The organism is Bacillus cereus group sp. BfR-BA-01316 (genome assembly GCF_022664195.1).
Lineage (GTDB): Bacteria > Bacillota > Bacilli > Bacillales > Bacillaceae_G > Bacillus_A.
In genome coordinates this window covers 1-15532 of record NZ_JAKUGX010000052.1, presented here as the reverse complement: position 1 = coordinate 15532, position 15532 = coordinate 1, and the positions used below count along the sequence as shown (strand labels likewise).

Genomic DNA, 15532 nt, shown 5'->3' with positions numbered 1-15532 from the left:
CGACGCTGGGAAAACTGCGCATTTTTGAACCATATATACCTACCGTACCTCCTTTTGTGCAAGCTGTTACTACAGTTTCATTTTCAGTGGTATTCGTAGCCGCGAAAGCAGATCCACTAAATGTAAACAAACTAAACATAAAAGCTGTTAGTAAAGTACAAATAGATAAGCGACGTAACAAAATAAATTCCCCCTTTTTAATATAGATGTTATTAATACTAACTAGTCAGTATTAATTAATTTATTGTATGCTGAGGAATATACTAAAATTAATTAAACATTCAGTTTCCTTTTCAAAAAGGGGGTACTATGGTGAATTATCATCAAAAACAATCAGAAAATACGATTAACAAAATAATGCAATCGGGGATTGAATTATTTTCTAAACAAGGCTATTCTAGGACAAGCATTGATCAAATTGTAAAACATGCTGGATACTCTAAAGGGGCTTTTTATGTTCATTTTCCCAACAAAGAGGAGTTCTTGCTAAAGTTGATAAAAGAAGGTATAGATTTTTATTTTGAAGATTTAAAGGAAGCTCTTAATGGAAAAGATCAAGATTTGCTAAATACATTTAAAGAATACTCCATGCGTTTAGTAAATGAGTCTTATGAAAAGGGGTCTTCTCCTATGCTTCTCCAAGGATGTATGGTTTCGAATGAATTACCACAAATAAAAGAGATGCTTATTCTTCAGATGGAGGAATGGAGGTCATTTCTTACACATTTTTTTCAAAAAATGAAGGACGAAGGTATTGTCGGAAGTCCATTAGATGCTAGAACTTTAGCAACAACAAGCATGGCTATTTTTAATGGATTTAATTTGCAACATTTTGTAGACAATCGAATTCAAATCCAGGACATGCTAAATGTTTTTATTGAACTCCTTCAAATTCAAGAACCGAATAAAAAAGATGAATAAGAGTATGATGTCTGAATGATAATTTATGAATATTATATACATGTAAAGTTAACATAACGCATCATTATCGGTAGCAAGGAAAAAGCGAAATCCATTGATATAATTAGGATTTCGCTTTTTCTTTGTTTATCATCCTATGCATGATTTTATACATTGTGGAGATATTAGGGTTTTTTAGGCTTGTGAATGTCCTGTATTAGTACAAAAAAACGTATGAAATCTTGTATAAAAAAGATTGATAATTTTAAAACAAAGTTCGATAAAAAATTTTATTGATATAGTTTTTTTCTTTTGGTTTTTAAACTTCAATTGTATTGTTAAATTAAAGATCCATTTAATGAAATAAGTGTTTTAGGCTAAAAATCTTTCTTTACAAAAGTTACTTTGAATTTAAGTACATTGACTTAACCAGTGCATAGGATAATTTTATAAAATTGTGAAGGATTGAGAAAAATGTACTATATTCCTTTTATGTATCGATATCAATATCCTTATTATGCTAATGTACCAATGTATAACTATGGAAGACAGTCTGTTTACTGGACTTTTCCTAATGAGATAGAGTATACAAACAGATTTGATTTTTTTCGTTTTTCCAATGGTGATGGAAGTATTCCGTTAAAAGATTATGGATCAGAACCATTTGTTGTTAATATCAATGAAGCAGCAAAGCAAAATAATACGTATCGTACTGCTTTATGGACAGGGAAACATTTACAAGTTACCTTAATGAGCATCAATGTTGGCGAAGATATAGGTTTGGAAATACATCCTAATGTTGATCAATTTTTACGTATTGAGCAAGGTCAGGGAATTGTTCAAATGGGCAAGAGTAAAGATAATTTAAATTTTCAAAGAAATGCCTATGATGATTTTGCAATAATGATACCTGCAGGAACATGGCATAATGTAACTAATACAGGTAATATTCCGTTAAAACTTTATTCGATATATGCTCCTCCAAATCATCCATTTGGTACCGTTCATGTTACTAAAGCAGATGCATTGGCTATGGAAGAAGATTATAGTCATGGCAATAGGAATACAATTAGTTATTAATCAAGCTTTATTATAAAATCTATAACTGTGTTTTAAAGAGTAAAGAAATAAACTTTTGTTAATTTTAAAAAACAATTGAAAACTCTTCTTTAAATTTTAAAAAGAAGGTGTTACCTTTTTAAAGAAGGAAAAGACTATATAGCAACTAGAGAACAGCTTGGAGCAGAGGGAGGACAAAATATGGCTCAAACTTATTGGGGATCTGAGGTAGCCAAGAACTTAGGGATTGGCTCAAGTACTTTGCGTAAATATTGCCTTGCCCTGGAGGAAGTTGGGTATCCTTTCGAGCGCGGTAGTAATAATTCTAGAATTTTTTATCATAAAGATGTAGCAACTATAGAACGACTAGTAACAGCTATGAACAAGAAGAACGTAACACTAGAACAGGCTATAAATCTAGCAATGACAAGTGTTACAGAAAATAAGATAGCAACTGTTGTTACAGATAGCGTAGCAGATACAGAACACATAAAAGCATTAACAGAACGTATAGAACGATTAGAACAACTTAATTTAGAGTTAATTCAAAGATTGGATCAACAAAGTAAACTCTTACAGGAAACTGATGCTCAAAGGATAATAAGAGAAGATCAAAGAGATATTCAATTAATGCAAGTGTTAAGAGAAATACAAGATAGCAAGCGTTTAATAGCAGCTTCAGAACAGAAGAAATCACTTTGGAGTCGTCTATTTGGTAAATAAATTAGAATTTAATAATAGAAATAAAAGCTCACTTCTTATTTGAAAAAAGATAAGAAGCGAGCTTTTTTGTTTACTATCGATAAGTGGGGTTATGTAAACTTTTAATATGGTTTTTAATCTTTGGACAGGATTAAAATTGTTAAATAAAAATTATTTATACAAACTAATCCCTTATCTATAATAGATAAGGGATTAGTTTAATTTTGTTGTATGGTGTAAACAAAATTGAGTGTCATAATATATGGTAACATGGATATTTATGTGTTTTTTAAATTTTATTTATTCTAAACAAACAAAAAGAACTAGTATCATACTAGTTCTTTTTGTTTGTAGATCCATATTTAAGTAGTAGGGTACTACATATAAATCAATACAATATTAGAAGTAAAAGGATACCAACCTTTGTACAGATTAATTATAGCATAAATTTTCAGAAAAAATATATTTATTAGTTGGTTATTTATTCCTTGTTTTATCGTGTTTTGAATGTATACTTTTGTCAGTGGTTTTGGGGAAAATGAGTAAGTTGTAATGAAGTTAATAAAACCAAAGATTTGAATGTAAACTAATATTGAAAAGTTTACTTTCATTTTGCATGAAAAATAAAAAGAACTTGTAGTATTTCTACAAGTTCTTTTTATTTTCATATTCGATAACAGGGTAATCAAACAAACCAGGTAAACATTCTAAACATGAAGAACGGAGAGTTCTACTTAGAAACTAACATGATATTGACATGTTCATTATATAGCATATATTAACAATTATGGAATATGTTATTGAAAATTATGTGAATTTTTAAAATGCAGAACAGAATTTGTCTTGGAACATGAAAAATAATCGGTTATAAAATAACATAAAACCAAACGAATAAAGTATGAAACTTTTCTAAAGTAGCCTTTTTAATTTTATATAATGTATTTAAGGCATTTAGAAAGGGGAATATTCATATTAGAAAAATAGAACATTTTACAGAACCTTATTTTAAAACTGTTGGCGAACGAAATAAGACATATAGAGTAATTGGTTGCAAAGATGGAGAAGAAAAACCTTTTCCGATTACATTTAAAACATTAAAAAATGCAAGAACATTCAACTACGGACATGCTCACAAAAACCCTGAATGGCTAAATGCAAATGGTGATATCAGTGAGTATAATGTTAAATTGGGTAGAGATGAATATAAAAATGTCTGGCATGATAATGTTATAGAAAATGTATATAAAAATTACGCTGATTTCAATGATTGGATAACACATGGGTAAATCGCGACAAGTATTATTAGAGACTAGCAAAGAAGTCCTTAATCTTGATAGGAGTAAAGAGAAAGTGGATATGGTTTTTAAGGTATTAACGAGAAAATAATGTCCGCTAATGCTTATTACGTGATTCGGTTTCACTGCTATACAGATCCTAAAGTTTTCTGTTAGCTTGATAGTGATGGGGGAGCACTATCATTAATGATTAAAAGCTCTGTAAAATAGGGCTTTTTTTGTTTTATTAAAAAGTAAAATATGGTATTTTATGATAAAATTTCATAAAAACACTTGTTTGTTCAAATGAAATAAGTGATAATTCATTAAATATAAAATTATGCAGGAGAACTTAGTTTGAACCATATATTTTAAATAATGTTATGAGTAAAATATACAAGTTAAAAGTTAAAGGAGCAATTAATAAAATGAATATTGCATTTTTTCTTACACCCAAGAGTGAACTTGCATATATAAATATAAATTCAACGATGCGTCAGGCTTTAGAAAAGTTGGAACACCATCGATATACAGCTATCCCCTTAGTCAATGATAAAGGGGAATATGCAGGTACACTTACAGAAGGAGATTTGCTTTGGAAACTCAAAAATACATCATCTTTAAGCTTTAACAATACTCATCAAGTTCCTTTAAGTAAAGTTTCTTTACACCGTTTTAATGAACCAGTTTCTATTAATGCAGAAATCGAAGATCTTTTATTAAGGGCTATGGAGCAAAACTTTGTTCCTGTTATAGATGACGAAGGAATTTTTATAGGAATTGTTAAAAGGAGAGACATTATTCACTATTGCGCACAAGGGTTATTACTTAAGCAAAATTCTGTGTGAATGTATTAGAGTTTGAGTTATTTTGATTTTTTAATTTAAATTTAACAAAAGAAGAATCCATTTTGATTTTGGATTCTTCTTTTAATGATATTGAAAGTAAAAAAGAGTCCTATGTTTATGGGATTCTTTTTTATTTTTTTGATAACATTGTATCAATTGAATATAGATGATAATTTAGTAAGGATTTAAATATGTAAACCATTAGTTTACATATTTTAAATTAATGGTTTCTTTATTGATTAGGGGTTTATATGTAATGATTTCTTAGAGGTGAATAATATGAATTTAGGTTCGCAATTGAAAAAGTTTCGTGAATCAAAAAGCTTTTCACAAGAAGATGTGGCTCGAAAGGTTGGAGTGACTAGACAAGCTGTTTATAAATGGGAGAGCAACAAAAGTTATCCTGATATTGATAATTTGATTTTGCTTAGTGAATTATATGAAGTAACAATTGATGAGTTAATAAAGGGATCAGAGGATGCTAGGGAGGAGTTAGATAAAAAGGATAAGGATGAGTGTGAGGACGATGAGGATGAAAATGATTTTGGCTTTTTTATAGGTATTGTTTTTATATTTATAGGGATATTTATTGGAATTGAAGGAATTTCTTTATTTATAACTATATTGGGAATGCTGATGATGGTATTTTATAGTGATGTAAAAAAAGCAATCATTAATGAATTTAAAATAAAAAGAAGACCGAACTAGATTGTTTTTCTAGTTTGATCTTCTTTTTATTTTATGTAAACAAATATCTAAAAGTTTACTTTCAAATTAGAAGAGGTTATCCCCTGGTTTCACTCCAGCTATTGCATTCACAATTAAAAACAAGGGGAAAAGACCTGGGTGGGTAATTAATACAAAAAGAAAAAAATCTATACAGTCTGTTTTTGGCCAATCGTAATTCTTTTTTAAAGGGATCAATCCATCAGAAATACAAAACCAAAAGTTTAATATATAACTTTTGGTTTTGTATTGAATAATTTAAGAACCAAATTGAAACTCTTGCATAATATGTAATTAGGAAAAACAGTTTTGGAAACAAAACGCCATTTCCATCGGGGCAACCCGAAGGGAAGACCGATGTCTTCCCACCCTACATAAAAAGACTACCTTAGGGTGGTCTTCTTTTATTTTTTATCTGAGATATGTGTGTTGGTCAATCAAAACGGACCTAGCGAAGCGAAGGGAGTATTTGACTTGACCAACTGGACTACACCCAAACCCTCTTGGCACTGAACAAACCACCGTTTGTTCCTGCCAACCGGCGAGGGAGCCCCTCAAGGATTGAGGGGTTGGGGAGTTCGATTAAGGGGGTCTGGGGAAGAGTTCCCCAGTGGGTTTGGGCAAAGCCCAAGATCTTGTTTTTTGCCGCGTAATACGTGGCTCGGCATAGCCGAAAAGCGTCGCAGACCCCTATCGATTTTGATGCGAAAGCGTCAAAATAAGTATAGGGTTACGTTAATTGACACAATTTCGTCGCCTTGCTAGACTTATTGTATCAATTAATCCAGGGGAAGTGGTGGCATTTTATGTTGTTCTCTATTTCATTTAATCAATCTCACCAAAGTTCATTAAGCCATAATAACAGAGAAAATATTCATGGAAATCCTGGCATCGATTCATCAAGGTTAGACGAGAATATTTACTTTGTTCAAAAGGACATCCGAAGTGTATACAAGGATGTCTTTCAAGAAGCAGTGGACAAGTATAACGAGAAACAAAAACGGAATGACCGTAAGATTGATGACTACTATGACAAAATACATAAAAACGATAAGACGCATGAGCAACGAGAACTCGTTGTAGCGATTGGGGAAGGCAAAGACGACCCGAAGTATAGGGAGGCCAAAAAGGAAGCACTGAAGCGCTATGCTGAGGCGTTTCAAGAGCGAAATCCAAATCTAGTAGTTTATAACATGGTTTTACATGATGATGAAGCCAATCCGCATTTACATATTAACTATGTACCGAATTTCGAAAGTAGTCGAGGATTAACGAGGCGTGTCGGAATGGATAGAGCCTTGCAACAACAAGGTGTCGAAGGAAAGGGAAGAAAGTTAATTGCGCATTGGAGAGAAGCGGAAACGGCTTATATTGAGCAATTAACGAAAGAACACATTCCGAATTTTGAACGTGCCAATGTAGGTTCACATAAATACATGAAAGTCCGTCAATACAAGGAATATGCAGAAACAAAATCACTTGTTGAGAATCAAGTACAAGAAAAAGAAACGGAATTACAAACGGTTGACCATCATTTGAAAAATGTTGAAGAGAAAACAAATGAATTAGAAGTAGCGAAAAAGAGTTTGGAAAGTGATGTCGTTGATAAGTACAAAGAATTAGAGATAGTAAAACAACAAGTAGAGAGTGAAAGTGAAAAGCTGCAGCTAATTGGCGAGTGTCATGTAGAGTTAGAAAAAAGAGTAAAACAAATGCAAAAAGAATTAGATAGCGTTACGGATCAAGTGCCAAATGAACCTATTAAAATTCCATTTTTGCGTAAAGAAGTAATAACAGAAGTACAGGATAAGATGTTTGGAAAAGCTGAAATCATGAAAAAACAGACAAGGAATTATGTTTTATCACCAGAACAATATCAAGAATTAACAAAACAAGTGAATGCAGCAGTTACTATCAAAAAGGATTATGAGCGTTTGAAAAAGACAGATTTTGTGAAAGAGAATGAGAGTTTAAAAGTGCATGCAGAGGGATGGATGGAAGAGAATCGAACGTTGAAACAAGAAAAAAGTCATTTGCAAAAAGAAGTTGGTGCATTAAATAGGGAAATCAGTTCATTAAAAGCCCATATAAGAGGTTTACAGACTAATATAAAGGTTTTATATGAACAGACGAAAAAAGCTTTTAAAGACAAATTTCAAACGTTTAGAGGATTTATCAAAAGTGAATTGGATAATAAAGGTGTAGATAATTATTTTGAGCGTGAACATAAGAGAGAAATGGTGCATAAACATCGAGGACGTGATATGGAATTATAAAAGAATAGAGAAAGAAAATTTGTTTGACAATTTCTTGGGGCTATATGTGTGATAAAATAAAAACGAGCCATGCTGGAACATAGCTCGTTTCAAAGGGTATTCAATGAAAATACCTAAAATTTAAATGTCTGGTTATAGATTATCATAATTTGATTCATAATCAAATAGCAAAAAATAGGTATTTTTGTTGATTCCCTCAATTAGAGGAGGAATTGACAAGAATGAAAGAAGAGAATGAACAAACTTTAGGACAAGCTTTAAAACAAGCTAATGGTAATGCTAGAAAAAGAGATTTTGAAAAAGATGCAAAACAAAGGGACCAAGCTGAAGAACTTAAAAAGTCTCTTTTACAACAGTTAAAAGAATTAACTGGAGAAGATCATTACGTTGGAACTAATAAAGATCCATTTGCTGGTGAACCATTTAACCAAGTAATGCATAGAAATTTAGATTTATTGAATAGTATTGGGTATTTAACTCAAGCAGAAGAAAGTTTTTTATTTAGAATTCAAGCTTATTTGGAATTTAGAAGTAATGTTATTATTTGTAGAGATGATAAATTTAAAAGGAAACGAACTAACGTTGAGGATGATTTTGAATTACCAAAAGCCGCAACTGTTTCTGAGATTGCTGAAATGATAGGGAAATCAAGAGAAAAAACTTCTTTGGTTATGAATTCATTAAAGAAAAAAGAGATTTTACTTAATCCAGAAGGTGCTGGACAAATCATTGAAAATGGTCGTACTGTAAGTCCTAGAACATGGATAGTAAATCCTTACATAATGATTTGTGCACCTCGAAAAAATGAAGTAAAACTTGATAAATTGACAATGAGATTGTTTCAATATTCTTTGAAAAGTCTTAAAGATCAAAATGGTAAAAAGGTGAAATTGCCAGCTAGATTTTTCTAGACTGTATCAAATTGATACAGTCTATTTTTTATGTACTTTATAACTTATTTGTAATTTTTTAGGTGTGACGAAAACGTCACAAAAAGGGTTAAAAGTGTGACGTTTTCGTCACACCCTAAAAAGTGCTATAAACCCTTGGTACAACTGGATTTATAGCACTTTTTAATAATGCTCTCTATTATCACTATTATTAAAGGGCTAAAAGTTCCGCAAGGAACAGGTAGTATTTTTGAGCAAATAACGCTCAAAAATCTCCACCTTCAGAAAAAGAAAAGTCGGTTCGTTAATCCTCACCTAAAGGCTATCGCCTTTTCTTTTTTTTCTGTCCTTGCGGAACTTTTTTCGGCTGGTTTTTAGCTTTCGCCAAGCCGAACAGACCAAAAACGGGGTTAAGTTGCTCGACTTGGATCAGCAATTGTACCAGCCGAACCGCCTGTTCTTCCGTTCAAAGTATTCTTCTTTTTCTATATGGAATCAACGCTATGTGGGGTTTCTCCCCCACACGACGAGCCAGCACTCACACCCAAAAACAGGGGAGAATAGCATGATAAAACATTTTTACACTTTAGAATCACGTTATTATAAAGAAATTTGGTAGTCTTTAATTAGCCTTTAACTTAACCTCAAACTTAAGGGAGATGTATAGATGAACATTGGTAGACAAATACAATATTTTCGTAAACGGGATAATATGTCCCAAGAGAAGTTAGCAGAAAAAATTCATGTTTCCAGACAATCTATTTCTAACTGGGAAAATGAAAGGAACTATCCAGATATTCATAATTTACTAATGATGAGTATTCTCTTTAATGTCTCCCTGGATGATTTAGTTAAAGGAGATGTAAAGATCATGAAAGAAGAAATTCAAAAATCAACTTTCTTTAAGTGGAGTTACATCATGTTAGCATTAATGATTATACTTCCTATTTCTATTGCACCTGTATTTTACTTTTTTGGTTATTATGGTCTTATAATACCTTTGGTACTTACGATTTTGCTTATGTTTTCATCACAGCAAGTTGAAAACATAAAAAAAGAGCATAATTTAAAAACTTATCGTCAAATAGTTGATTTTATAGAGGGAAAACCTGTAAGTGAAGTAAAGCCTAATATAAAAGACAAATTATTAAAAATAGGTTTGATGCTTGCAAGTGCTTTAATTAGTTATAGTTTGATTTATTTAGGATTGAGTGTATTTGGAAGATAACTTAGAAAACTATTAAAAGTCCTCCGGATTGTTTAACTGGAGGACTTTTGTGTTTACATAATTATCGTTATCAGAAGCATAATACCTGTCTCTTTAAGGAATTCTCTACTTACAGTTTTACTTAAGGATTCGCCTTCTTCAACTTGTCTCCCTGAAAGTTCCTAAGTATCCGAACGCCAATGTGTTTTGACTAGTAAAACTTCATCATTATTGTTAGTTACATAGGCAAAAACGGAAACTACATGTTTCGGATAAGAATGGATCTTACCCAATCAAAGTAATCTCTTACTTACTTTGATTTTCTATATTTATTTTCTACAAAATTAAATGATTACCTCTTAAAGGGATAGCGTCCCGAAAATGTGGATTTACAACGTTAAGTTGTTTATAGCATTTTCGGGATGCTATCCAGCCTTATTTGAAGCAAAATTAGTTAAGTATTAATAGGGTAAATCCGCAAAATCCTGATGCTACCCTTATTGGCAAATGTTATATAATGTTGTGTGAGATACATAACCTGTCTTCCCGTTATAGGTAACTTTTAACCACTGATTAGAATTACTGTAATGACCTTGAACATACTCACCTTTTACCCATGTTCCAGTAATTCTCTTACCACTAGGAAATGTGTATAAAACAGACGATCCGACGCTGGGAAAACTGCGCATTTTTGAACCATATATACCTACCGTACCTCCTTTTGTGCAAGCTGTTACTACAGTTTCATTTTCAGTGGTATTCGTAGCCGCGAAAGCAGATCCACTAAATGTAAACAAACTAAACATAAAAGCTGTTAGTAAAGTACAAATAGATAAGCGACGTAACAAAATAAATTCCCCCTTTTTAATATAGATGTTATTAATACTAACTAGTCAGTATTAATTAATTTATTGTATGCTGAGGAATATACTAAAATTAATTAAACATTCAGTTTCCTTTTCAAAAAGGGGGTACTATGGTGAATTATCATCAAAAACAATCAGAAAATACGATTAACAAAATAATGCAATCGGGGATTGAATTATTTTCTAAACAAGGCTATTCTAGGACAAGCATTGATCAAATTGTAAAACATGCTGGATACTCTAAAGGGGCTTTTTATGTTCATTTTCCCAACAAAGAGGAGTTCTTGCTAAAGTTGATAAAAGAAGGTATAGATTTTTATTTTGAAGATTTAAAGGAAGCTCTTAATGGAAAAGATCAAGATTTGCTAAATACATTTAAAGAATACTCCATGCGTTTAGTAAATGAGTCTTATGAAAAGGGGTCTTCTCCTATGCTTCTCCAAGGATGTATGGTTTCGAATGAATTACCACAAATAAAAGAGATGCTTATTCTTCAGATGGAGGAATGGAGGTCATTTCTTACACATTTTTTTCAAAAAATGAAGGACGAAGGTATTGTCGGAAGTCCATTAGATGCTAGAACTTTAGCAACAACAAGCATGGCTATTTTTAATGGATTTAATTTGCAACATTTTGTAGACAATCGAATTCAAATCCAGGACATGCTAAATGTTTTTATTGAACTCCTTCAAATTCAAGAACCGAATAAAAAAGATGAATAAGAGTATGATGTCTGAATGATAATTTATGAATATTATATACATGTAAAGTTAACATAACGCATCATTATCGGTAGCAAGGAAAAAGCGAAATCCATTGATATAATTAGGATTTCGCTTTTTCTTTGTTTATCATCCTATGCATGATTTTATACATTGTGGAGATATTAGGGTTTTTTAGGCTTGTGAATGTCCTGTATTAGTACAAAAAAACGTATGAAATCTTGTATAAAAAAGATTGATAATTTTAAAACAAAGTTCGATAAAAAATTTTATTGATATAGTTTTTTTCTTTTGGTTTTTAAACTTCAATTGTATTGTTAAATTAAAGATCCATTTAATGAAATAAGTGTTTTAGGCTAAAAATCTTTCTTTACAAAAGTTACTTTGAATTTAAGTACATTGACTTAACCAGTGCATAGGATAATTTTATAAAATTGTGAAGGATTGAGAAAAATGTACTATATTCCTTTTATGTATCGATATCAATATCCTTATTATGCTAATGTACCAATGTATAACTATGGAAGACAGTCTGTTTACTGGACTTTTCCTAATGAGATAGAGTATACAAACAGATTTGATTTTTTTCGTTTTTCCAATGGTGATGGAAGTATTCCGTTAAAAGATTATGGATCAGAACCATTTGTTGTTAATATCAATGAAGCAGCAAAGCAAAATAATACGTATCGTACTGCTTTATGGACAGGGAAACATTTACAAGTTACCTTAATGAGCATCAATGTTGGCGAAGATATAGGTTTGGAAATACATCCTAATGTTGATCAATTTTTACGTATTGAGCAAGGTCAGGGAATTGTTCAAATGGGCAAGAGTAAAGATAATTTAAATTTTCAAAGAAATGCCTATGATGATTTTGCAATAATGATACCTGCAGGAACATGGCATAATGTAACTAATACAGGTAATATTCCGTTAAAACTTTATTCGATATATGCTCCTCCAAATCATCCATTTGGTACCGTTCATGTTACTAAAGCAGATGCATTGGCTATGGAAGAAGATTATAGTCATGGCAATAGGAATACAATTAGTTATTAATCAAGCTTTATTATAAAATCTATAACTGTGTTTTAAAGAGTAAAGAAATAAACTTTTGTTAATTTTAAAAAACAATTGAAAACTCTTCTTTAAATTTTAAAAAGAAGGTGTTACCTTTTTAAAGAAGGAAAAGACTATATAGCAACTAGAGAACAGCTTGGAGCAGAGGGAGGACAAAATATGGCTCAAACTTATTGGGGATCTGAGGTAGCCAAGAACTTAGGGATTGGCTCAAGTACTTTGCGTAAATATTGCCTTGCCCTGGAGGAAGTTGGGTATCCTTTCGAGCGCGGTAGTAATAATTCTAGAATTTTTTATCATAAAGATGTAGCAACTATAGAACGACTAGTAACAGCTATGAACAAGAAGAACGTAACACTAGAACAGGCTATAAATCTAGCAATGACAAGTGTTACAGAAAATAAGATAGCAACTGTTGTTACAGATAGCGTAGCAGATACAGAACACATAAAAGCATTAACAGAACGTATAGAACGATTAGAACAACTTAATTTAGAGTTAATTCAAAGATTGGATCAACAAAGTAAACTCTTACAGGAAACTGATGCTCAAAGGATAATAAGAGAAGATCAAAGAGATATTCAATTAATGCAAGTGTTAAGAGAAATACAAGATAGCAAGCGTTTAATAGCAGCTTCAGAACAGAAGAAATCACTTTGGAGTCGTCTATTTGGTAAATAAATTAGAATTTAATAATAGAAATAAAAGCTCACTTCTTATTTGAAAAAAGATAAGAAGCGAGCTTTTTTGTTTACTATCGATAAGTGGGGTTATGTAAACTTTTAATATGGTTTTTAATCTTTGGACAGGATTAAAATTGTTAAATAAAAATTATTTATACAAACTAATCCCTTATCTATAATAGATAAGGGATTAGTTTAATTTTGTTGTATGGTGTAAACAAAATTGAGTGTCATAATATATGGTAACATGGATATTTATGTGTTTTTTAAATTTTATTTATTCTAAACAAACAAAAAGAACTAGTATCATACTAGTTCTTTTTGTTTGTAGATCCATATTTAAGTAGTAGGGTACTACATATAAATCAATACAATATTAGAAGTAAAAGGATACCAACCTTTGTACAGATTAATTATAGCATAAATTTTCAGAAAAAATATATTTATTAGTTGGTTATTTATTCCTTGTTTTATCGTGTTTTGAATGTATACTTTTGTCAGTGGTTTTGGGGAAAATGAGTAAGTTGTAATGAAGTTAATAAAACCAAAGATTTGAATGTAAACTAATATTGAAAAGTTTACTTTCATTTTGCATGAAAAATAAAAAGAACTTGTAGTATTTCTACAAGTTCTTTTTATTTTCATATTCGATAACAGGGTAATCAAACAAACCAGGTAAACATTCTAAACATGAAGAACGGAGAGTTCTACTTAGAAACTAACATGATATTGACATGTTCATTATATAGCATATATTAACAATTATGGAATATGTTATTGAAAATTATGTGAATTTTTAAAATGCAGAACAGAATTTGTCTTGGAACATGAAAAATAATCGGTTATAAAATAACATAAAACCAAACGAATAAAGTATGAAACTTTTCTAAAGTAGCCTTTTTAATTTTATATAATGTATTTAAGGCATTTAGAAAGGGGAATATTCATATTAGAAAAATAGAACATTTTACAGAACCTTATTTTAAAACTGTTGGCGAACGAAATAAGACATATAGAGTAATTGGTTGCAAAGATGGAGAAGAAAAACCTTTTCCGATTACATTTAAAACATTAAAAAATGCAAGAACATTCAACTACGGACATGCTCACAAAAACCCTGAATGGCTAAATGCAAATGGTGATATCAGTGAGTATAATGTTAAATTGGGTAGAGATGAATATAAAAATGTCTGGCATGATAATGTTATAGAAAATGTATATAAAAATTACGCTGATTTCAATGATTGGATAACACATGGGTAAATCGCGACAAGTATTATTAGAGACTAGCAAAGAAGTCCTTAATCTTGATAGGAGTAAAGAGAAAGTGGATATGGTTTTTAAGGTATTAACGAGAAAATAATGTCCGCTAATGCTTATTACGTGATTCGGTTTCACTGCTATACAGATCCTAAAGTTTTCTGTTAGCTTGATAGTGATGGGGGAGCACTATCATTAATGATTAAAAGCTCTGTAAAATAGGGCTTTTTTTGTTTTATTAAAAAGTAAAATATGGTATTTTATGATAAAATTTCATAAAAACACTTGTTTGTTCAAATGAAATAAGTGATAATTCATTAAATATAAAATTATGCAGGAGAACTTAGTTTGAACCATATATTTTAAATAATGTTATGAGTAAAATATACAAGTTAAAAGTTAAAGGAGCAATTAATAAAATGAATATTGCATTTTTTCTTACACCCAAGAGTGAACTTGCATATATAAATATAAATTCAACGATGCGTCAGGCTTTAGAAAAGTTGGAACACCATCGATATACAGCTATCCCCTTAGTCAATGATAAAGGGGAATATGCAGGTACACTTACAGAAGGAGATTTGCTTTGGAAACTCAAAAATACATCATCTTTAAGCTTTAACAATACTCATCAAGTTCCTTTAAGTAAAGTTTCTTTACACCGTTTTAATGAACCAGTTTCTATTAATGCAGAAATCGAAGATCTTTTATTAAGGGCTATGGAGCAAAACTTTGTTCCTGTTATAGATGACGAAGGAATTTTTATAGGAATTGTTAAAAGGAGAGACATTATTCACTATTGCGCACAAGGGTTATTACTTAAGCAAAATTCTGTGTGAATGTATTAGAGTTTGAGTTATTTTGATTTTTTAATTTAAATTTAACAAAAGAAGAATCCATTTTGATTTTGGATTCTTCTTTTAATGATATTGTATCAATTGAATATAGATGATAATTTAGTAAGGATTTAAATATGTAAACCATTAGTTTACATATTTTAAATTAATGGTTTCTTTATTGATTAGGGGTTTATATGTAA

At 30.8% G+C, this 15532-nt stretch carries 13 protein-coding genes and 1 pseudogene; 12 read left to right on the top strand and 2 right to left on the bottom strand.

Annotated elements, in window-relative coordinates; genetic code table 11:
- Positions 1-181 (bottom strand): annotated as a pseudogene (locus MR071_RS24215) (SH3 domain-containing protein); the annotation flags it as partial.
- A gap of 128 nt (positions 182-309) precedes the next feature.
- Here MR071_RS24215 and MR071_RS24210 point away from each other — a divergent pair.
- The 8 genes from MR071_RS24210 (at position 310) to MR071_RS24175 (ending at position 9903) form a co-directional block, all read left to right on the top strand.
- Positions 310-921 carry a TetR/AcrR family transcriptional regulator gene (locus tag MR071_RS24210; RefSeq protein WP_105588301.1) on the top strand — a complete coding sequence of 204 codons (612 nt, stop codon included), beginning with the start codon at positions 310-312 and terminating at the stop codon, positions 919-921.
- 453 nt (positions 922-1374) lie between these two features.
- Complete coding sequence (locus MR071_RS24205) at positions 1375-1980, top strand: cupin domain-containing protein (RefSeq protein ID WP_105588302.1); 606 nt, start codon at positions 1375-1377, stop codon at positions 1978-1980.
- A gap of 180 nt (positions 1981-2160) precedes the next feature.
- Positions 2161-2682 (top strand): DUF3967 domain-containing protein, encoded by a 522-nt coding sequence (locus MR071_RS24200; RefSeq protein ID WP_088044850.1) that lies wholly within the window; start codon positions 2161-2163, stop codon positions 2680-2682.
- 1681 nt (positions 2683-4363) lie between these two features.
- On the top strand, positions 4364-4783 hold the full coding sequence (locus MR071_RS24195; protein ID WP_242238167.1) for a CBS domain-containing protein: 420 nt from the start codon (positions 4364-4366) through the stop codon (positions 4781-4783).
- A 279-nt stretch (positions 4784-5062) separates the two neighbouring features.
- Positions 5063-5491 carry a helix-turn-helix domain-containing protein gene (locus MR071_RS24190; protein ID WP_242238171.1) on the top strand — a complete coding sequence of 143 codons (429 nt, stop codon included), beginning with the start codon at positions 5063-5065 and terminating at the stop codon, positions 5489-5491.
- An 824-nt stretch (positions 5492-6315) separates the two neighbouring features.
- Positions 6316-7785, top strand: coding sequence for a plasmid recombination protein (locus tag MR071_RS24185; protein ID WP_242238170.1), 1470 nt, complete (start codon positions 6316-6318; stop codon positions 7783-7785).
- Positions 7786-8006: 221 nt separating this feature from the next.
- Complete coding sequence (locus MR071_RS24180; RefSeq protein ID WP_242238169.1) at positions 8007-8696, top strand: Rep protein; 690 nt, start codon at positions 8007-8009, stop codon at positions 8694-8696.
- A 646-nt stretch (positions 8697-9342) separates the two neighbouring features.
- A complete protein-coding gene (locus tag MR071_RS24175) occupies positions 9343-9903 on the top strand; it encodes a helix-turn-helix domain-containing protein (RefSeq protein WP_242238168.1) in 561 nt (186 codons plus the stop codon).
- 476 nt (positions 9904-10379) lie between these two features.
- On the opposite strand, the gene MR071_RS24170 is transcribed toward MR071_RS24175, so the two are convergent.
- Positions 10380-10730 (bottom strand): SH3 domain-containing protein, encoded by a 351-nt coding sequence (locus MR071_RS24170; RefSeq protein ID WP_016103962.1) that lies wholly within the window; start codon positions 10728-10730, stop codon positions 10380-10382.
- Positions 10731-10858: 128 nt separating this feature from the next.
- Between MR071_RS24170 and MR071_RS24165 the strand changes: the two genes are divergently transcribed.
- The 4 genes from MR071_RS24165 (at position 10859) to MR071_RS24150 (ending at position 15332) form a co-directional block, all read left to right on the top strand.
- The gene (locus MR071_RS24165; RefSeq protein ID WP_105588301.1) at positions 10859-11470 is read left to right on the top strand and encodes a TetR/AcrR family transcriptional regulator; all 612 of its coding nucleotides are present in this window, start codon (positions 10859-10861) and stop codon (positions 11468-11470) included.
- Positions 11471-11923: 453 nt separating this feature from the next.
- The gene (locus tag MR071_RS24160) at positions 11924-12529 is read left to right on the top strand and encodes a cupin domain-containing protein (protein WP_105588302.1); all 606 of its coding nucleotides are present in this window, start codon (positions 11924-11926) and stop codon (positions 12527-12529) included.
- A gap of 180 nt (positions 12530-12709) precedes the next feature.
- Positions 12710-13231 carry a DUF3967 domain-containing protein gene (locus tag MR071_RS24155; RefSeq protein ID WP_088044850.1) on the top strand — a complete coding sequence of 174 codons (522 nt, stop codon included), beginning with the start codon at positions 12710-12712 and terminating at the stop codon, positions 13229-13231.
- Positions 13232-14912: 1681 nt separating this feature from the next.
- Positions 14913-15332 (top strand): CBS domain-containing protein, encoded by a 420-nt coding sequence (locus MR071_RS24150; protein ID WP_242238167.1) that lies wholly within the window; start codon positions 14913-14915, stop codon positions 15330-15332.
- Positions 15333-15532 lie beyond the last annotated feature (200 nt).

Bases quoted from the DNA above. Each gene is read 5' to 3' on its own strand.
- MR071_RS24175 (WP_242238168.1), top strand. From the start codon at position 9,343: ATGAACATTGGTAGACAAATACAATATTTTCGTAAACGGGATAATATG.
- MR071_RS24155 (WP_088044850.1), top strand. From the start codon at position 12,710: ATGGCTCAAACTTATTGGGGATCTGAGGTAGCCAAGAACTTAGGGATT.
- MR071_RS24165 (WP_105588301.1), top strand. From the start codon at position 10,859: ATGGTGAATTATCATCAAAAACAATCAGAAAATACGATTAACAAAATA.
- MR071_RS24180 (WP_242238169.1), top strand. From the start codon at position 8,007: ATGAAAGAAGAGAATGAACAAACTTTAGGACAAGCTTTAAAACAAGCT.
- MR071_RS24195 (WP_242238167.1), top strand. From the start codon at position 4,364: ATGAATATTGCATTTTTTCTTACACCCAAGAGTGAACTTGCATATATA.
- MR071_RS24210 (WP_105588301.1), top strand. From the start codon at position 310: ATGGTGAATTATCATCAAAAACAATCAGAAAATACGATTAACAAAATA.
- MR071_RS24200 (WP_088044850.1), top strand. From the start codon at position 2,161: ATGGCTCAAACTTATTGGGGATCTGAGGTAGCCAAGAACTTAGGGATT.
- MR071_RS24190 (WP_242238171.1), top strand. From the start codon at position 5,063: ATGAATTTAGGTTCGCAATTGAAAAAGTTTCGTGAATCAAAAAGCTTT.
- MR071_RS24150 (WP_242238167.1), top strand. From the start codon at position 14,913: ATGAATATTGCATTTTTTCTTACACCCAAGAGTGAACTTGCATATATA.
- MR071_RS24160 (WP_105588302.1), top strand. From the start codon at position 11,924: ATGTACTATATTCCTTTTATGTATCGATATCAATATCCTTATTATGCT.
- MR071_RS24185 (WP_242238170.1), top strand. From the start codon at position 6,316: ATGTTGTTCTCTATTTCATTTAATCAATCTCACCAAAGTTCATTAAGC.
- MR071_RS24205 (WP_105588302.1), top strand. From the start codon at position 1,375: ATGTACTATATTCCTTTTATGTATCGATATCAATATCCTTATTATGCT.